At 64.5% G+C, this 18,152-nt stretch carries 18 protein-coding genes; 12 read left to right on the top strand and 6 right to left on the bottom strand.

Annotated elements, in window-relative coordinates:
• Positions 1 to 37 precede the first annotated feature (37 nt).
• Together RTH46_RS13170 and RTH46_RS13175 are read left to right on the top strand one after the other, a co-directional pair.
• Complete coding sequence (locus RTH46_RS13170) at positions 38 to 655, top strand: TetR/AcrR family transcriptional regulator (protein WP_153787368.1); 618 nt, start codon at positions 38 to 40, stop codon at positions 653 to 655.
• Between the two features lie 40 nt (positions 656 to 695).
• On the top strand, positions 696 to 1,361 hold the full coding sequence (locus RTH46_RS13175; RefSeq protein ID WP_153787367.1) for a M24 family metallopeptidase: 666 nt from the start codon (positions 696 to 698) through the stop codon (positions 1,359 to 1,361).
• Here RTH46_RS13175 and RTH46_RS13180 read toward each other — a convergent pair.
• The gene (locus RTH46_RS13180; protein WP_316905868.1) at positions 1,340 to 1,837 is read right to left on the bottom strand and encodes a metallophosphoesterase family protein; all 498 of its coding nucleotides are present in this window, start codon (positions 1,835 to 1,837) and stop codon (positions 1,340 to 1,342) included. The two genes, RTH46_RS13175 and RTH46_RS13180, sit on opposite strands and share 22 nt — an antisense overlap.
• Positions 1,838 to 2,071: 234 nt before the next feature.
• Here RTH46_RS13180 and RTH46_RS13185 point away from each other — a divergent pair, with 234 nt between their 5' ends.
• Positions 2,072 to 3,169 (top strand): carboxynorspermidine decarboxylase, encoded by a 1,098-nt coding sequence (locus RTH46_RS13185; RefSeq protein WP_102683737.1) that lies wholly within the window; start codon positions 2,072 to 2,074, stop codon positions 3,167 to 3,169.
• A gap of 30 nt (positions 3,170 to 3,199) precedes the next feature.
• Positions 3,200 to 4,444, top strand: a complete 1,245-nt coding sequence (locus RTH46_RS13190; RefSeq protein WP_153787365.1) for a saccharopine dehydrogenase family protein — start codon at positions 3,200 to 3,202, stop codon at positions 4,442 to 4,444.
• A 105-nt stretch (positions 4,445 to 4,549) separates the two neighbouring features.
• Here RTH46_RS13190 and RTH46_RS13195 read toward each other — a convergent pair whose 3' ends face one another.
• On the bottom strand, positions 4,550 to 5,596 hold the full coding sequence (locus RTH46_RS13195) for a class I SAM-dependent methyltransferase (protein WP_316905869.1): 1,047 nt from the start codon (positions 5,594 to 5,596) through the stop codon (positions 4,550 to 4,552).
• Between the two features lie 192 nt (positions 5,597 to 5,788).
• Here RTH46_RS13195 and RTH46_RS13200 point away from each other — a divergent pair, with 192 nt between their 5' ends.
• Positions 5,789 to 6,277 carry a signal peptidase II gene (locus tag RTH46_RS13200; protein ID WP_316905870.1) on the top strand — a complete coding sequence of 163 codons (489 nt, stop codon included), beginning with the start codon at positions 5,789 to 5,791 and terminating at the stop codon, positions 6,275 to 6,277.
• A 146-nt stretch (positions 6,278 to 6,423) separates the two neighbouring features.
• On the opposite strand, the gene mqo is transcribed toward RTH46_RS13200, so the two are convergent.
• Positions 6,424 to 8,007, bottom strand: coding sequence for a malate dehydrogenase (quinone) (mqo, locus tag RTH46_RS13205; RefSeq protein ID WP_316905871.1), 1,584 nt, complete (start codon positions 8,005 to 8,007; stop codon positions 6,424 to 6,426).
• A gap of 235 nt (positions 8,008 to 8,242) precedes the next feature.
• Here mqo and RTH46_RS13210 point away from each other — a divergent pair, with 235 nt between their 5' ends.
• From RTH46_RS13210 to yddG, 5 genes are all read left to right on the top strand, one after another.
• Positions 8,243 to 9,106, top strand: a complete 864-nt coding sequence (locus RTH46_RS13210) for a toll/interleukin-1 receptor domain-containing protein (RefSeq protein WP_316905872.1) — start codon at positions 8,243 to 8,245, stop codon at positions 9,104 to 9,106.
• A gap of 85 nt (positions 9,107 to 9,191) precedes the next feature.
• Positions 9,192 to 10,412 carry a putative DNA modification/repair radical SAM protein gene (locus RTH46_RS13215; protein WP_316905873.1) on the top strand — a complete coding sequence of 407 codons (1,221 nt, stop codon included), beginning with the start codon at positions 9,192 to 9,194 and terminating at the stop codon, positions 10,410 to 10,412.
• Positions 10,403 to 11,275, top strand: a complete 873-nt coding sequence (locus tag RTH46_RS13220) for a TIGR03915 family putative DNA repair protein (RefSeq protein ID WP_316905874.1) — start codon at positions 10,403 to 10,405, stop codon at positions 11,273 to 11,275. Before RTH46_RS13215 ends, RTH46_RS13220 begins: the two co-directional genes overlap by 10 nt.
• 157 nt (positions 11,276 to 11,432) lie before the next feature.
• Positions 11,433 to 13,604, top strand: coding sequence for a TonB-dependent siderophore receptor (locus RTH46_RS13225; protein ID WP_316905875.1), 2,172 nt, complete (start codon positions 11,433 to 11,435; stop codon positions 13,602 to 13,604).
• Between the two features lie 106 nt (positions 13,605 to 13,710).
• Complete coding sequence (gene yddG / locus RTH46_RS13230) at positions 13,711 to 14,610, top strand: aromatic amino acid DMT transporter YddG (protein ID WP_153787357.1); 900 nt, start codon at positions 13,711 to 13,713, stop codon at positions 14,608 to 14,610.
• Positions 14,611 to 14,667: 57 nt separating this feature from the next.
• Here the strand turns inward: yddG and RTH46_RS13235 are convergent, their stop codons facing one another.
• From RTH46_RS13235 to RTH46_RS13245, 3 genes are all read right to left on the bottom strand, one after another.
• The gene (locus tag RTH46_RS13235) at positions 14,668 to 15,147 is read right to left on the bottom strand and encodes a VOC family protein (protein ID WP_153787356.1); all 480 of its coding nucleotides are present in this window, start codon (positions 15,145 to 15,147) and stop codon (positions 14,668 to 14,670) included.
• A gap of 74 nt (positions 15,148 to 15,221) precedes the next feature.
• Positions 15,222 to 16,055 carry an AraC family transcriptional regulator gene (locus tag RTH46_RS13240; protein ID WP_316905876.1) on the bottom strand — a complete coding sequence of 278 codons (834 nt, stop codon included), beginning with the start codon at positions 16,053 to 16,055 and terminating at the stop codon, positions 15,222 to 15,224.
• A gap of 88 nt (positions 16,056 to 16,143) precedes the next feature.
• The gene (locus tag RTH46_RS13245; protein ID WP_153787354.1) at positions 16,144 to 16,500 is read right to left on the bottom strand and encodes a VOC family protein; all 357 of its coding nucleotides are present in this window, start codon (positions 16,498 to 16,500) and stop codon (positions 16,144 to 16,146) included.
• A 132-nt stretch (positions 16,501 to 16,632) separates the two neighbouring features.
• Between RTH46_RS13245 and RTH46_RS13250 the strand changes: the two genes are divergently transcribed.
• Complete coding sequence (locus tag RTH46_RS13250; protein WP_153787353.1) at positions 16,633 to 17,229, top strand: hypothetical protein; 597 nt, start codon at positions 16,633 to 16,635, stop codon at positions 17,227 to 17,229.
• Positions 17,230 to 17,322: 93 nt separating this feature from the next.
• Positions 17,323 to 18,138 (top strand): protein phosphatase 2C domain-containing protein, encoded by an 816-nt coding sequence (locus tag RTH46_RS13255; RefSeq protein WP_316905877.1) that lies wholly within the window; start codon positions 17,323 to 17,325, stop codon positions 18,136 to 18,138.
• Positions 18,139 to 18,152: the final 14 nt, after the last annotated feature.

Below are 18,152 nucleotides of genomic sequence, written 5' to 3' on the forward strand. Positions count from 1 at the left end.
CTTTTGAACATAGCGATTTAGAAGTCCTGCCTCAGCCATGTCCAGTATCCGTGACCGCAACCTGCAACTGATCCTCGAAGCCGCCAGTGAAGAGTTCGCCCAACACGGCTTCGCCGCCGCCCGGGTCGATGCCATCGCCACCCGCGCCGGCCTGCCCAGGGCCAATGTCTTCTACTACTTTCGCAAGAAGCAGCAGCTCTACACCGCCGTGCTGGACTTGGTGATGGAGCCCTTGCTGCTCGCTTCGCGCAGCCTTGCGCCAGAGGATCATCCCGAGCACGCCCTGCCCCGCTACTTCAAGGCCAAGGCCGAGGTGGCCCGCCAGCACCCCCATGCCACGCGGGTCTGGCTCAAGGAAATGCTCCACGGCGGGCAGCGCTTGCCCGGCGAACGTAGCGAGGCGCTGCGCCACAGCGCCCGACAGAACCTGGCCTGCCTTGCGCAGTGGATGGAGCGCGGCCTGATTGCCCGGACCGCGCCGGAGCATCTGCTACTGTTCCTCTGGTCCACGCCCCTGGCCAGTTTCCGTTTCGGCGAGGCGCCCGGCAGCTCAGCGCGGCTCAAGCCGACGCGGGCCTCGACCCAGGCGCTGGCCGACCTGTTCCTGCGCGGCTTGCGCCCGGAGGTTGAGGTTGCGCAACTAATCGCTGTATAAAAAAATCATAACGAAATGCACCCTGATGAGGAGTACCGGCATGACTGCCACCAACACTGCAAAGGAAGCTGTGGGTGCCCCCTATCAGCTGGACCTGATGAAACATGCCCAGCGCATGACCTGGCAGGCCGTCGAGCGCATCGCCCAGGACATCCGCCCCGGCATGCGTGAATCCGAGGCCCGCGCGCTGGGCCAGCAAGTGCTGGAAGCGCTGGGCATGCAGCGGATCTGGCACCCCACCCATATCCGCTTCGGCGCCAACACCCTGAAGACCTTCAAGCAACGCTCCGACGGTGACCCGGTGCTGGGCACGGACGACATCTATTTCATCGACATGGGCGTGGTCTGGGAAGGCCATGAGGGTGATGCCGGCACCACCTTCGTCACCGGCAACGACCCACAGATGATCGCCTGCGCCGCAGCGGTGAAGACCCTGTTCGACGAGGTTCAGGCGCACTGGCGCAACCAGGGGGTGACGGGCATCGAGCTGTACGATTTTGCCGCCGAGCGCGCGCAGGAAATGGGCTGGCAGCTGAACCTGGAAATCAAGGGCCACCGCGTCAGCGACTTCCCCCATGCCATCTACCGGGCCGGTGACCTGGGCGCTTTCGACGGGCAGCCGGGCGAAGGCTTGTGGATCCTGGAAATCCAGATCGCCCACCCCGAGCTGCCCTACGGCGCGTTTCACGAGGACCTGCTGGCCTGACCTGCCTTGACCGGAGCCGGCGTGAGCAGAGGGATTATCTCAGGCATCAACCCATCCGTACCGACCTCGATCAGCGCAAGGGTTACCGGCAAGCTGAAGCGCCGGGGCCCGGCACTGCCTGGGTTGAGGTACAAGCGCCCGTCACGGCGCTCGACCAGCGGTTTGTGCGAATGCCCGGTGATCACCCACTGCACGCCCTGATCCAGGTACGCCGGCACATCAGCCAGGTCGTGCACCAGCAGCACCTGCCAGCCTTGCACCTCGAATCGCTCCACATCCGGCAGCCCCTGGGCCCAGGGCAGCGCGACGTCGTTGTTGCCACGCACCACCCGCAGCGGTGCAAGCGCTGCAAGCGCCTCAAGCACCTGCGGCTTGCCGATGTCGCCCGCGTGCACGATCAGCGCGCAGCCCTCGAGTGCCGCCAGCGCTTCGGGGCGCAGCAAGCCATGGGTATCGGAAATAACGCCTACTTTCATTGCCCGCGCCCTCGCTGCCGGCCTTTGATCAGGATGGTCATATTCGTCTGTTTCAATAAGGCCATTGCGCGCCAGGCGCCCCCTGATAGCGGGCGCCGGGCAACTGCATGATGGCGCTTTGTATATGCAATGAGCGGCGACTCGGACGAAAAGCACCTTGCGCCCTTTCGAACTGTGGCAAGTGAAGGCACAATGCGTGTCCTTTTTTTGGCCGGCCTGGCCGGGGGCCTTTAAATGATCAAGACGCCGTACTACCTCATCGATAAAACCAAGCTGCTGAGCAACATGGAGAAGATCGCCTACGTGCGCGAACACTCCGGTGCCAAGGCCCTGCTTGCCCTCAAGTGCTTCGCCACCTGGTCGGTGTTCGACCTGATGCAGCAGTACATGGACGGTACGACTTCGTCCTCGCTGTTCGAGCTCAAGCTCGGCCGCCAGAAGTTCGCCGGCGAAACCCACGCCTACAGCGTGGCCTGGGCCGACGATGAAGTCGAAGAGATGCTCGAGAACTGCGACAAGATCATCTTCAACTCCATCGGCCAGCTCGAGCGCTTCGCCGAGCAATCCGAAGGCAAGGTGCGCGGCCTGCGCGTCAACCCGCAGGTGAGCAGCTCCGACTACCTGCTGGCCGACCCGGCGCGCCCATTCAGCCGCCTCGGTGAGTGGGACCCGGAGAAGATCGAGAAGGTGATCGAGAAGATCTCCGGCTTCATGTTCCACAACAACTGCGAGAACGGTGACTTCGGCCTGTTCGACAAGATGCTCACGCACATCGAAGAGCGCTTTGGCCACCTGCTGCACAAGGTCGAATGGGTCAGCCTCGGTGGCGGCATCCACTTCACCGGCGAAGATTACGCGGTGGACGCCTTCTGCGCGCGCCTGAAGCAGTTCTCGCAAACCTACGGCGTGCAGGTGTACCTGGAGCCGGGCGAAGCGGCCATCACCAACAGCGCCTCGCTGGAAGTGACCGTGCTCGACACCCTATACAACGGCAAGCACCTGGCCGTAGTCGACAGCTCGATCGAAGCGCACCTGCTCGACCTGCTGATCTACCGCCTCAACGCCAAGATGGCCCCCAACGATGGCGCGCACACCTACATGGTCTGCGGCAAGTCGTGCCTGGCCGGCGACATCTTCGGCGAGTACCAATTCGACAAGCCACTGGCCATTGGCGATCGCCTGTCGTTCGTCGACACGGCGGGCTACACCATGGTCAAGAAAAACTGGTTCAACGGTTTGAAGATGCCGTCCATCGCGGTCAAGCAACTCGACGGCAGCGTCGAGGTGGTGCGCGAGTTCGGTTTCGAAGACTACGTTTCGAGCCTGTCGTAAGACAGGCTTTCATGAAGGAGAGCAGCTGAATTGAAGAAGAACGTTCTTATCATTGGTGCAGGAGGTGTCGCCAAGGTGGTGGCCCACAAGTGCGCACAGCATAACGACGAACTGGGTCGTATTGCGATTGCGTCACGGAACATCTCCAAATGCCAGGCCATCATCGACAGCGTCAAGGCCAAGGGTAGCCTCAAGGTACCCGCCGACATCCAGGCCTTCTCGCTCAATGCCCTCGATGTCGAGGCGACCAAGGCACTGATCCGCGAGACCGAATCGCAGATCGTGATCAACGTCGGTTCCGCTTTCCTCAACATGTCGGTGCTGCGTGCCTGCATCGATACCGGTGTCGCCTACCTGGACACCGCGATCCACGAAGAGCCGGGCAAGATCTGCGAGACCCCGCCGTGGTACGGCAACTACGAGTGGAAACACCTCGAAGAGTGCCAACAAAAGAACATTACCGCCATTCTCGGCGTCGGCTTCGACCCGGGTGTGGTGAACAGCTACGCGAAACTCGCGCAGCAACAGTACTTCGACCAGATCGACTCGATCGACATCCTGGACGTGAATGCCGGTTCCCACGGCAAGTACTTCGCCACCAACTTCGACCCGGAAATCAACTTCCGCGAGTTCACCGGGCAAGTGTGGAGCTGGCAGAACAGCCAGTGGACCAGCAACACCATGTTCGAAGTCAAGCGCACCGACGACTTGCCGGTAGTGGGTTCGCAGAACCTGTACCTCACCGGCCACGACGAAGTGCACTCGATCTCGAAGAACCTGAACGTGCCGAACGTGCGCTTCTGGATGAGCTTCGGCGAGCACTACATCAATGTGTTCACCGTGCTGAAGAACCTCGGCCTGCTCAGCGAGCAACCGGTGAAAACCGCCGAAGGCCTGGAAGTGGTACCGCTCAAGGTGGTCAAGGCCGTACTGCCCGACCCGGCCTCGCTGGCCCCGGGCTACACCGGCAAGACCTGCATCGGTGACCTGGTCAAGGGCACCAAGGACGGCCAGCCGCGCGAAGTGTTCATCTACAACGTGGCGGATCACGAAGAAGCCTACGCCGAGACCGACAGCCAGGGCATCTCGTACACCGCCGGCGTGCCGCCGGTGGCTGCCGCCCTGCTGGTCGCCCGCGGTGAGTGGGACGCCGGCCGCATGGTCAACGTCGAGGAACTGCCGGCCGAGCCGTTCCTCAAGGCGCTGGACGTGATGGGCCTGCCGACCCGCGTCAAGGATGAAAACGGCGACCGTCCGTGGGACGCGCAAGCCTAAGCAGCAACAGGAAGGGGCGCCAGATGGCGCCCCTTCTGTTTCTATACAGTCACAGCCTCGTGGGAGCGGGCTTGCCCCGCGATTTGGCCGCTGCAGATTCACGTGTTACTTGCGTGCCTCCAGAATCAGGTTGAACGGCGTCTGCGTCGCCCGCCGGAACCTGCTGAACCCCGCCTCCTCGAACACCGCCCGCAAGCGTGCCTCCCCCGCCTGCGCCCCCAGCCCCAGCCCGACTTCCTGCGACAGTGAATTGGGCGTGCAGATGAACGTCGACGCGGCATAGAACAACCGCCCCACCGGGTTGATGTTGGCGTCCAGGCTGTCCTCGGCGAACGGCTCGACCAGCATCACCGTGCCATCGGCCTTCAGTGTCTTGTACGCATGCCGCGCAGCGCCAACCGGGTCGCCCATGTCATGCAGGCAATCGAAGAAGCACACCAGGTCCAGATCGTGGCCGGGGTAGTCCTTGGCCGACGCCTGCTGGAAGCTCACCTGCCCGCCCACACCGGCTTCCCGTGCCCGTTCGGTCGCGGTGGCCACCGACGGCGCGTGGTAGTCATAGCCGACAAAATGCGACTGTGGAAACGCCTGGGCCATGACGATGGTGGAGGCACCATGACCGCACCCCACATCCGCCACCTGCGCGCCGGCCTGAAGCTTGCCGACCACGCCCTCCAGCGCCGGCAGCCAATCGGCCACCAGGAAGGTGCGATAGCCCGGGCGGAAGAAGCGTTCGGTGCCACTGAACATGCACGGGTGGTGGTCACCCCAGGCCAGCGCGCCATCGCCGCGCATGGCCTTCACCAACTTGTCCTTGTCGTGGAACAGCGCCGCCAGCACCGCCGCGCCGCCGGCCATGTAGGCCGGCGAGTCTTCCAGCGCCAGGGTCATGGCCTGCTCTTCGGGAAGGGTGAAATTACCGTGATCGTGCACCACGTAACCCGCCGCGGCCTGGCCATTGAGCCATTCGCGCACCAGCCGTGGCTGGCAGCCGGTGCGCTCAGCCAGCACCTCGGGGCTGACCGGCTGGCTGTCGGCCATCGCCCGGTACAGGCCGAGCTCGTCGCCCAGCACCACGTTGGCCAGGGTCGCCGCGGCGCCCATGTCGCCCACCAGCTTGCCCATGAATTCGTGAAGCCTTGCCTCGTCCATGACCTGACCTCCTCTGCAGGAAGGCCACCGTCGGCGACGTCCAGTCCGGGGCGGTGGTCGGATCGATGATAGGCCCGCAGCAGAACCGGGCCCGGGCTTTAAGTCTAGACCCGCCTGCGTTATCTTCGCCGCGCTGCCGGCACACCCGCCACTACCGGACGGCCGCACCCGCGCAGCAAAGGAATTGCCACCATGTTCTCCAGCCGTACCCTCGTCCTTGTCCTGGGCGTTGCCTTCATCATCATCGACCAGTGGGTGAAGCTGATCGCCCTGGTAGCCCTCGACAACCACAGTTATGTGCTGGGCAACCAGAGCATCTGGCTCGACCTGGCCCTGAGCCTCAACCCCGGCGCCTTCCTCAGCCTGGGTGCCGGCATGCCGGCGCTGCTCAAGCAACTGATCTTCGTGGTCGCCGTGGGCGTGGTGTGCTGCTGGGCCAGCGTCTGGGCGTTCAGGCACTGGCAGGCGATGCCGGTCAAGGCCTTCGCCACCTGGTTCATCGCCGTGGGCGGGCTGTCCAACCTGATCGACCGGGTGTTTCGCGAGGGGCATGTGGTCGACTACCTGGTGCTCAACATCGGGTCGCTGCACACCGGCGTGTTCAACCTGGCGGATATCGCCATCATGGCCGGCGCGGTGGTGCTGCTGGTCGATGCCCTGACCAGGCCGGCCAAGCCCTGAGCGGGCTGTCCGGTTTCATCGGCCCGACCTGCTGCTGACCTGCCACGGCCTCATCGCCGGCAAGCCGGCTCCCACCTGGCTCACACGCCTCTTGTAGGAGCGGCCCTATCGCGACACAAGGCCGCTCCTACAGCGGGCGTGCAAGGTCATTGTGTGGGCGCTGCAACCTCACTGGCCGGCGCCAGCTGCAGCACTGCACTTGTGTAGTCCCACTCCTCCTGCACCTTGTCCGGGTGCTCGTTCAGGCGGATGCCATAGGACGGAATGATCTGCCGCACCTTGGCCTGCCATTCAGGCGTGGCCAGCTTGTCCTTGAACACCTTGCCCAGCAGGTCGAGCATGATTGGTGGCGCGGTCGAGGCCCCCGGCGAGGCGCCCAGCAGCCCGGCGATGCTGCCGTCCTTGGCGGTGACGATCTCGGTACCCAGCTTGAGCACACCGCCCTGGCTCTCGTCCTTCTTGATGATCTGCACCCGCTGCCCGGCCTGCCACAGGCGCCAGTCCGCCGGCTTTGCCTCGGGGAAATAGGTCTGCAGCGCAGCAAAACGGTCGTCGTCGGACTGCAGCACCTGACCGATCAGGTACTGCACCAGGTCGAACTCGCGCAGCCCAACCCGCACCATGGGCCAGGTGTTGTGAACCGTGGTGCTGCCCAGCAGGTCCAGCAGCGAGCCCTGCTTGAGGAACTTGGTGGAGAAGGTGGCGAACGGCCCGAACAGGATCATCCGCTTGCCATCGAGCACCCGGGTATCCAGGTGCGGCACCGACATCGGTGGCGCACCGGTGGCGGCGATGCCGTAGGCCTTGGCCATGTGACGTTGGGCGATGGCCGGGTTGTCGGTGACCAGGAACGAACCGCCCACCGGGAAGCCGGCATAGTCCTTGGCCTCGTCGATGCCGGATTTCTGCAGCAACGGCAGCGCGGCGCCGCCGGCACCGATGAACAGGAACTTGGCGTCGGTGGCGGCCGTGCTGCCATCCTTGAGGCTCTTGTACTCGACGTGCCAGCTGCCATCGGCGTTGCGGGTGATGTTCTCGACCTCGGTGGACAGCTTGAGGTCGAAGTTTGGCCGGGTCTGCAGGTAGCCCACGTACTGGCGGGTGATCTCGCCAAAGTTGACGTCGGTGCCGATCGGCGTCCAGGTCACCGCGAGCTTCTGGTTGGGGTCGCGCCCTTCCATCATCAGCGGCACCCACTTGGCGATCTGCGCGTGGTCTTCGGAATACTGCATGGGCTTGAACAGCGGGCTGGCCTGCAGCGCCTCGTAGCGTTTGCGCAGGAACCGGATGTTGTCATCGCCCCAGACGAAGCTCATGTGCGGGGTGGTGTTGATGAACGAGCGAGGGTTCTTCAGCACCCCCTGCTTCACCTGCCAGGCGAGGAACTGCCGGGTGATCTGGAACGATTCGTTGATCTCCACCGCCTTGCTGATGTCGATCTTGCCGTCCTTCTCCGGCGTGTAGTTGAGCTCGGCCAGGGCCGAGTGCCCAGTGCCGGCGTTGTTCCAGCCGTTGGAGCTTTCTTCGGCAACCTTGTCCAGGCGCTCGACCATTTCCATCGACCAGCCCGGCTCCAGCTCATTGAGCCACACGGCGAGGGTGGAACTCATGATGCCGCCGCCCACCAACATCACATCGACCTTCTTCGTGTCCGCCGCCTGGGCGCTAGCCAGGCCCAGTACAACGATGAGGACGGCCAGCCCCCATCTGCTTCTCTTGGTGATTTTCATGGTCGCTCCCGCGAGTCGCAGCGCGTCCCGCTCCGATTCCTGCCCGTGCCCGCCTGCCCATGCGCCCGACATGGCCCATGACCAGAGCATTCGGCTGCAAGCTTAGCTGACCGGGCTGCTCGGGTAGGGAAAGCCGCGACATTGAGGCAAGTTCGGTTGCAAAGTACGCGATGCTTGCACGATGCTGGATGGCTTTACGGACCACGGCACAGGCAATGGACAAGGACATGCATTGATGGACATTTTAGGGATCCCGCTATTCGTGGTGCTGTTGGCGTTCCTGATGGTGGCCGCGGTGATCGATCATCGGCGACGCAAGCAAGGGTTGCTCGTCCTGCGCCAGCAAGGGTTCGAGTACATTTTCAACGGTAAAGGCAGAACGTATCTGGCCTTCAACCTGCCTGAGGCCACGATCCGCATCGGCAAGCTCGGCGCAGCCCAGTGCCTGCAACGCCCGGTCAGCATCATTTCGCACTTTGAATGGAAATGGGTCGAGCAGAACGCCGTCAAACGCGAGAACCGCTTCGTGTTCTTCCTCAGCGACCTGGAGATTTCCATGCACGAAGTCTTCTACAGCACCGACGAACGCCTGGCCGAAGTCGAATGGGCCAAGCTCCAGGCGGTGTACAACCACGCTGTCTCCTACCAGACACAGGTAATCGAGCAAATGCCACGAACCGACACCTACGATCTTTTCATCTCCCACGCCAGCGAAGACAAGGAAGCCTTCGTCCGTCCCCTGGTCAACGCCTTGCAGGCTCTGGGCCTGCGGGTATGGTACGACGAGTTCACGCTGGAGATTGGCGACAGCCTGCGCCGGTCCATCGACCATGGCCTGGGTCATTCGCGGTTTGGCATCGTGGTGCTGTCTCCTTCGTTCTTTGCCAAACAATGGACCCAGTACGAGCTAGACGCGCTGGTCAACCGTTCCATGTCCGGCGAGAAAGTGGTCTTGCCCATCTGGCACGAGGTGCAGCACCTGGAAGTTTCCCGTTACAGCCACAGCCTGGCAGACAAGGTTGCCTTCTCATCGTCGGCGCTGAGCATCGATGAAATGGCGACGGCATTCCTGCGCGTTGTACAGCGCGAACTGCACTGAAAAACCCTGCGGCGTATACACGACACTTGTCTTCTCGATATCTCATCAATACTGTATGCATAAACAGCATTCATGAGATATGTGCATGCAACTGATCGCCAAACTCGGCATCCTCGCCGACGCCGCCAAATATGACGCTTCCTGCGCCAGCAGCGGCGCGCCCAAGCGCGGTTCGCGTGGCCGTGACGGGCTGGGCGCCACCGACGGAACAGGCATCTGCCACAGCTACACCCCCGACGGGCGCTGCGTGTCACTGCTCAAGGTGCTGCTGACCAACTTCTGCCTGTACGACTGCCAATACTGCGTCAACCGCCGCTCCAGCAACGTGCCGCGGGCACGCTTCAGCCCTGAAGAAGTGGTGCGCCTGACCCTGGATTTCTATCGGCGCAACTGCATCAGCGGGTTGTTCCTGAGCTCCGGGATCATCCGCTCGGCCGACTACACCATGGAGCAGTTGATCCGGGTTGCGCGCCTGCTGCGCGAGGAGCACAACTTCCGTGGCTACATCCACCTCAAGACCATCCCGGATGCCGACCCGCTGCTGATCGAAGAAGCCGGGCGCCTGGCCGACCGGCTCAGCGTCAATATCGAGCTGCCCACCGATGCCAGCCTGCAGCGCCTGGCCCCCGAGAAGCAGGCCAGCACCATCCGCCAGGCCATGGGCGTGATCCACCAGGGCCAGCAAGCGGTGGCCAACGAGCCCCGAGCGCCGCGCTTCACCCCCGCCGGGCAAAGCACCCAGGTGATCGTCGGCGCCGATGCCACCGACGACAGCACCCTGCTGCGCAACGCCGAGTCGCTGTACCAGGGCTACGGCCTCAAGCGCGTGTACTACTCGGCCTTCAGCCCGATCCCCGACAGCCCCGCCAGCGTGCCCCTGGCCGCCCCGCCGCTGCTGCGCGAGCACCGCCTGTACCAGGCCGACTTCCTGCTGCGCGGTTATGGCTACAAGGCCGGCGAGCTGCTTGGCGCAAGTGCCAACCTGGCACTGGACATCGACCCGAAACTGGCCTGGGCGCTGGCCAACCGCGAGGTGTTCCCGCTCGACGTCAACCGCGCAGAACCGGCGCTGCTGGCGCGCATCCCCGGGATCGGCCTGCGCAGCGTGCAACGCATGGTGGCCCTGCGTCGCGAACGGCGAATCCGCTACGACGACCTGATCCAGCTGCGCTGCGTACTGGAAAAAGCCCGCCCGTTCATCGTCACCAGCGACTACCGACCGGCCCAGGCCGAACTGCGCAGCGGGCTGTTGCGCGAGCGCCTGCGCGAACCCCAGGCCCCCGTGCAGATGGGGTTGTGGGGGTGATCGCGCTCGATTGCGACGACTGCTTCGCCACCTGGCGCGACCAGGCCAGGCGCCTGCTCGGCCACGGTATCGACCCGGCCGAAGTCACCTGGGGCCAGGGCCCGATGGACGACCTGCTGGCCGTCCCCCAGGCGCTGCCCGAAGGCCCAGGCCCCTTCCATGCCCGGGTGCCGGCGACCTTGCTGGCGCAACTGGAACAGGCCGGGCGCTACCGCGGTGAACAGCGCTGGAACCTGCTGTACGAAGTGCTCTGGCGCGTCGCCCACGGCGACCGCACCGCCATGCTCCCCGGCGACCGCCTGGGCAGCGAGCTGCAACGGCGCATCAAACAGGTCGGCCGCGAAGCCCACCACCTGCATGCCTTCGTGCGCTTCGTGCCATTGCCTGCGGCGCTGGCCGAACACCTGCAACTAGACCTGGTGGCCTACCACGAACCGGCCCACGACATCCTCGACAGTGCCAGCGGCCACTTTGCCGAGCGCCTGGGGCGCCAGCGCTGGCTGATCGCCACGCCCCGCGACGGCGTACGTTACGACGGTGCGTCGCTTGAATACCAGCGGCGCTGCCCCGAAGCCTGGCAGCAATGGGCGCGCACTGCCGAAGACCCCGACGCCGAGCTGTGGCTGACCTATTACCGCCACACCTTCAACCCGGCCCGGCTCAACCCGGACGCCTTGCGCCAGCACCTGCCCGGGCGGTTCTGGCGCCATCTGCCGGAAGGGCCACTGATTCCGCAACTGGTGGGCCAGGCGCGCCATGGCAAGCAGCGGGACGGCCAGGCACGGGAAGTGGCGCAACAGCCTGGCAAACAGATCACCGCCAGCCCCGCGCGGCCTGTCAGGTCACCTTCCTCCAAGCCTTGAGCAGCGTGCGTCAACCCTGCGCAAATCATTCGTCCGAATGCTAATTGTGAAAATTACGTCAAATTTATATCCGTTCGGGCTATGACCGAGCGAGAAATCCTGACAGACTTATTGCTAATCGTTCTCATAAGCACTAGCAATAAGGATAAAGCCCGGCATGTCTTCGCTTCGCTTGCCCCGCCGCTTCACGCCCACGCGCAACCTGCTGGCCATGGCTGTCTGCATGGCTTCCCTGCCCCTCGCCGTCGCCGCCGAAACGCCGCAAGCCGATGCGCCGGCCGTGGTCGAGCTGGGTGCCACGGCCATCGACGACAGCCGCCTGGGCAGCACCACCGAAGGTTCACAGTCGTACACCACCGGGGCCATGTCCACCGCTACCAAGCTGCCACTGACCATGCGCGAAACACCCCAGTCGGTGACCGTGATCACGCGCCAGCGCATGGACGACCAGGCCATGACCAGCATCAACGATGTGGCCAAGTACACGCCGGGCCTGTTCCTCAACCAGTCCAGCGGCCCGGGCCGCCAGAGCTACACCGCCCGCGGCTTTGACGTCGACAACATCATGTACGACGGCATCCCCAGCGCGTACACCGGCTGGGTGGTCGGCGCCCAGCCCAACCTTGCGATGTTCGACCGGGTGGAAGTGGTGCGCGGCTCCACCGGCCTGGTCACCGGCGCCGGCACGCCCTCGGCAGCCATCAACCTGGTGCGCAAGCGCCCATTGGCCGAGCAGAAGGTCACCCTGACCGGCGCCGCCGGCAGCTGGGACAACTACCGCGGCGAAATCGACGCCTCCAGCCCGCTCAACGACAGCGGCACCCTGCGCGGCCGGGTGGTCACCTCGTACCGCGACGCCAACGGTTTTCGCGATGGCCAGGAAGAAGATCACGGCCTGTTCTACGCCATCACCGAAGCCGACCTGAGCGAGGACACCACACTCACCCTCGGTTTCTCCAACCAGAAGGACAAGACCAACTTCTTCTGGGGCGCCATCCCCTCTGACCTCGGCGGCCATCACCTGGACGTGTCGCGCTCGTACAACCCGGGCACCGACTGGGAGAACAAGGACCAGGAGATCAACACCCTGTTCGCCGAAGTGCGCCACCGCCTGGCCAACGACTGGAAGCTGCAGGTCAACGCCAACTACAGCGAGCAGGACGCGCTGTTCCGCGGCTCGTACCAGTCGCGCTGGAACGCCGCCAAGACCCTGAGCCGCACGGTCTACCAGTCCAAGCACGACGAGAACCAGCTGGGCCTGGATGCCTTCGCCAGTGGCCCGTTCCAGGCCCTGGGCCGCACCCACGAACTGGTGGTCGGCGCCAGCAAGCGCCTCTACGACATGAACGAGGACAACTACAGCCCGTACAACACCGACTACCCCCTCAATGGCGGCAAGCCCGGCTTCGTGCATACCAGTAACAACCGCTACCTGATCAACCAGGAAGGCGTCTACAGCACCACCCGCCTGAGCCTGGCCGACCCGCTCAAGCTGATCCTCGGCGGGCGCCTGGACTGGTACGACTACGACCAGCGCGACAACGATGCCGGCGACTACAAGGTCACCCGCAAGGTCACCCGCTACGGCGGCCTGATCTACGACCTGGATGACCATCACTCGGTCTACGTCAGCTACACCGACATCTTTACCCCGCAGGACGGACGCGACGGTTCCGGCAAGCCGGTAACGCCGATCGTCGGCAAGAACTACGAGGTCGGCATCAAGGGCGAGTACTTCGACGGCGCACTGAACGCCAGCCTGGCCGTGTTCCGCATCGACCAGGAAAACCGCCAGGTCGAGGTGAAACTGCCGGACTGCCCGCAACTGAGCTGCTACCAGGCCTCCGGCGAAGTGCGCAGCCAGGGCATCGACTTCGAACTGCAGGGCGCGCTGACCGACCAGTGGCAAATCGGTGGCGGCTACACCTATGCCCGCGTCCACACCATCAAAGACCAGAACAACCCGCAGAACATCAACAAACCGCTCAACTCCGACACCCCCGAGCATCAGTTCAAGCTCTACACCACGTACCGCTTCCAGGGCCCGCTGGAAAAACTGCGCGTGGGAGGCGGCGTCACCTGGCAGAGCCGCATGTACAACGACATCGCCCTCACCGATGGCAGCAGCTACCGCTTGATCCAGGGCGCCTATGCGGTCACCGACCTGATGGCCGGCTACCAGGTCAGCCCGCATCTGGACCTGCAGCTCAACGCCAACAACGTGTTCGACAAGCACTACTACTCGTCGATTTCCGATTCGGTGGACTACGGTGGCGACACCTTTGGCGACCCACGCAACTTCATGCTGACCGCCAAGTACAGCTTCTGACGTTCACAGGCGCATGGATGCGCCGCTCCCCTCCTGCCCTGCGGCCAGACTTGTATACAAACTGTCTACCCGGTTAGACTCCGCGCCTTTTCCAGCGAGCCCGCCCATGGCCAGGATTACCGGACGCAACGCCACCCTCTGCGGCCTCGCCGCCATCCTGCTATGGAGCACCGCCTCGGGCCTGATCCGCAGCGTCAGCCAGCATTTCGGCGCCATTGGCGGAGCGGCGCTGATCTACACCCTGGGCGCGCTGTTGTTGCTGGTCTTGCTGGGCAAGCCACGTTTGCGCAAAGCTTCGCCCTGGTATCTGCTGGGCGGTTCGGCACTGTTCGTCGCCTACGAGATTTGCCTGTCACTGGCGCTGGGCTACGCCCTGGACAGCACCCAGGCGATCCAGCTGATGGTGGTCAACTACCTGTGGCCGAGCCTGACCGTGCTGCTGGCGATCGTGATGAACCGCCAGGCGGCGCGCTGGTACATCGTGCCAGGCACCGCGCTGGCACTGCTCGGCATTCTCTGGGTGGTCGGCAGCGATGGCCTGTCGCTGGCCAGCGTGCTCGCCAACATCCGCTCCAACCCGTTGGGCTATGGCCTGGCGGCCAGCTGCGCGATCACCTTCGCGCTGTACTGCAACATCACTCGCCGCTACGCCGACGGGCAGAACCATGTGGTGCTGTTCTTCCTGCTCACCGCAGCGGTGCTGTGGCTCAAGTACGCCATCAGCGCAGAAACACTGCCGGCCTTCAGTACTGGCGCCAGCCTGGAACTGCTCGGGGCGGGCCTGTCCATCGCCGGTGGCTACGCGCTGTGGAACTTAGGGATCCTGCGCGGAAACCTGACCCTGCTGGCCACCGCCTCGTACTTCGCCCCGGTGCTGTCGTCGGCGTTCGCCGCGCTGTGGCTCGGGGCGCATCTGGCTTTGCAATTCTGGCAGGGTGCGCTGCTGGTCACCCTGGGTTCCTTGCTGTGCTGGCAGGCGACCCGCCAACCTCGCGCTGGTACCTGATCCGGCTCGGTCACCTGCCCTCCTACAGTGGCTAGGTGATTCTTTGGCCGAACCGGCTCACCCCTTGATGGCTTTCTCGATGGCTGCGATGTCGATCTTGCCCATGTCCATCATCGCCTCCCAGGCCCGTTTGGCTGCCGCCCGGTCGCTGCCGGCGACGGCCTGGGTCAGCACGCGCGGGCTGATCTGCCACGACAGCCCCCACTTGTCCTTGCACCAGCCACACACGCTCTCCTGACCGCCGTTGCCGACGATGGCGTTCCAGTAGCGGTCGGTCTCTTCCTGGCTGTCGGTCGCCACCTGGAACGAGAACGCCTCGCTGTGGCTGAACGCCTTGCCGCCGTTGAGGCCGATGCAGGGGATGCCCATTACCGTGAACTCGACGGTGATCACATCGCCCTGCTTGCCCGACGGGTAGTCGCCGGGGGCCTTGTGCACGGCGGTCACCCGGCTGTCGGGGAAGGTCCGGGCGTAGAAATTCGCGGCCTCTTCGGCATCGGTGTCGTACCACAGACAGATGCTGTTCTTCGGGGTCATGTGCAGGTCTCCTGTGGCCTTGCGAAGGTCCCAGGAGTCTAGCCCCCCTGCCCGCCAGCACTGGCGGTACGCGATCAGCGGCCGGCCAGGGGGATCCACAGGTCGACGTAACCGCCACCGTGCAGCGGGTCGAAATCGGCGCTGTACAGCTCGAACTCCGGCGCATCGGCGGCCTGGTAGCCGGACGCCGGCAACCACTGGTTGAACACGGTGTAGACCGTCTGGTGGATCATCGAAACATGGCCCTGGTGGCGGAACACCGCATAATCCCGTGGCGCCAGCCGGAAGTGGCTGAAGTTCGGCGGCAGGTCGCGGCTGCTGGTCACCTCTACTCCGGCGATGTACTCGAAACTGCCGTCGTCGCCGGGGTTGCAGCACACCCCGTAGGTGGCATCACCGACCTGGCCCGGCACCCGCCCCACGTAAGGGTCGAAGGCCTGCCACAGGCCAGGGATACCTTCGTTGCGCTCGAAGGTGAAGCGCCCGCCGAGGCCAGCGATGATGAAGGCATCGCGGTGTTCGAAACGCGGTTCGGCAAGCAGGATGAAGTCGAGTGTTTTCATGCGCAGGGGCTCCAGCAAGGCAGAGGGGTCGTGGGCCTGGCCGCGCAACTGGCTCGGCGGCATGCCGAACAGCTCGCAGAAGGCCCGGGTGAACGCTTCGTGGGAGCTGTAGCCAGCGGCCAGCGCTACTTCAAGGATGTCCGGGCAGCCACCGCGCAAGGCCTGCGCGGCACGGCTCAGGCGTCGGGCCCGCACATAGCGCATCACCGGCCAGCCGGTGGCGGCGGCGAACTGGCGGGCCAGGGCGAACGGCGAAAGCCCGAAGTGCCGGGCGACACGGCCCAGGTCCAGGTCGGTGTCCAGGGCCGTCTCGATGTACCACAGGATGTGTTCGATGCTTCGCATTCCCTTGCTCCTCAGTCAGCGCAGCCACACTACCAAGGGTGTTGGCGGACCACTTGATCGTTCTTGCGCGCAGCCATCGCAGCCTGTTTCAGCGAGCCTGTCCTTCGGCTCGATGTTGACTGAAGGCCAGGTGGTAACCGTTGCAGTCACGCACCCCGAACTCTCGCGAGCCATGCGCCATGTCCTGCAACGGCCAGGCGATGTCGGCTCGCTTCCTGACTTGGGCGAAGTAGCCATCGACATCGTCGATGATCAGGTAAAAGGTGCCGGAGCAGGCCATCGGCTGCTGCCACAAGTCGTCTTGGGTGAACACCAGCGTGCAGTCCTGCAGGCGTGCGGTGAGGGTCGACTGTGCGCTGTCGCTGACACTAAAGCCGAGTACGTCGCGGTAGTAGTCGCGTGTGCCTTCCAGATCGGTGCAACGCAGAAGCAGGGCAATGGGCATGCTGGCCTCGTCGATGAAAATCCTTGGGCTGAGGATCATCACCGTTAACAACCCAAGGCGACAAGGGCTGGCAACGGTTGGTGCTAGTGGCACAATGCCTCGCTTACCACCTGCCCCTATCAAGGAGGATTCATGTTGTCGCGCTCCATCCCGGCCATCCTGACTCTGGCCACCACACTGCTGCTCGGTGCCTGTGCCACGCAGCCCCCCGCTCCACCGCTTGGCCCCGTGCTGCCAGGTACACCGCAACGCAGCCAATGGATCGAACAGACCCTGGCCCGGGACCCGCTCGTCAATCCCAAGGACAAACCAGCTGTCTATCCGAGCACCGACGAGACTGTGGCCACGCTGCGCAAAGAGCGCAATCTGCCTGTGCCGGATGAGTATTGGGCACTGTACAAACAGAACCTCGACACCCTGCGCACCGACATGCAGCAGCAGAAGGTTACCGGGCGCGCCGCCTACACCGCTGTCTACACCGACCAGCTCAACCGCGCTGACGACCAGACCCTGCAACGCCTCGCCACTGCGCCCGACAGCCTGGACAAGGCCAGCAGCCGGGCCTGGACCCAACGCATGATCGAGCGCCTGCTGACCTATATAACGGATGACAAGAAGGCCACCATCACCACCCTGCAAAATCACATGCAACGCATGGCGCTGATGGACCGCCAATACAAGGTCTGCGCGCTGTACAAAGACTGCTGGGACAAGCCGCTGTCCAAATGACCTGGCCGGCGCCAGGTTTGACGCCGGGCGCCGCAGCGTTCAAGGTCGGTGCTGCACAGAGCAACCCAGCCTTGGCCTGACACGGAGACCGCCATGCATTTCGACCTGATCCAGACCCTGAGCCTTGCCGGCAAGCCGGATGTGCCCAACGATGACCGCCTCGGCTGCGCCGAGCGCCATGCCTGGGTCATCGACGGTGCCACCGACCTCGGCCCGGCCGGCCTGCTCGGCGAGCGCGGCGGTGCGGCCTGGCTGGCGGGCGCGGCGCAGCGTGCCTTCGCTGGCGCTTGCGGGCCATTGCAAGGTATCTGCGAGCAGGTATTCGACACCCTGGCCAAGGACTACGAGCAAACCCGCCAACGCGAGCCGCTGGCCCCGTGGGAGCTGCCCCGCGCAGCCTTCGCCGCCGTGGCCCTGGAGGGCGACGAGCTGGTCTGCGCGCACCTGGCCGACTGCGTTGTGCTGCACCGTAGCGCCCGGGGCGTTGCCTTCCTTACCCCGGCCCCGGACCGCGAGGCCGAACGTGCCGAAGCCGCCGCCCTGGGCCCCGGCACCGGCGCCTTCGGTGTGCGCACTCCCGCGGTGCTGGCCGATCGCCGCGCCGCCCGCGAGCGGCCCCGGGCCGTGCTGGGTGTCGAACCCGAACAGGCCCGCGCCGGCACCTGCTACAGCCGCACTCCGGTGGCCAGGGGCGACGATGTGCTGCTGATGAGCGACGGCTTTGCCGCACTGTTCGACACCTACCAGGCCTACGACCCGGCCGCATTCACCACCCGCCTGATAAGCCACGGGCTGGCCGACCTGGCCCGTACCCTGCGCGACATCGAGCAGGACGACGCAGCCTGCGTGCGCTACCCGCGCTTCAAGATGAGTGACGATGCGTCGGCGATCTGGTTGAGGGTGGGCTGAGGCCTGCCGCAGAG

It is taken from the genome of Pseudomonas sp. zfem004 (assembly GCF_032621715.1).
In the GTDB taxonomy this organism is placed as follows: domain Bacteria; phylum Pseudomonadota; class Gammaproteobacteria; order Pseudomonadales; family Pseudomonadaceae; genus Aquipseudomonas; species Aquipseudomonas sichuanensis.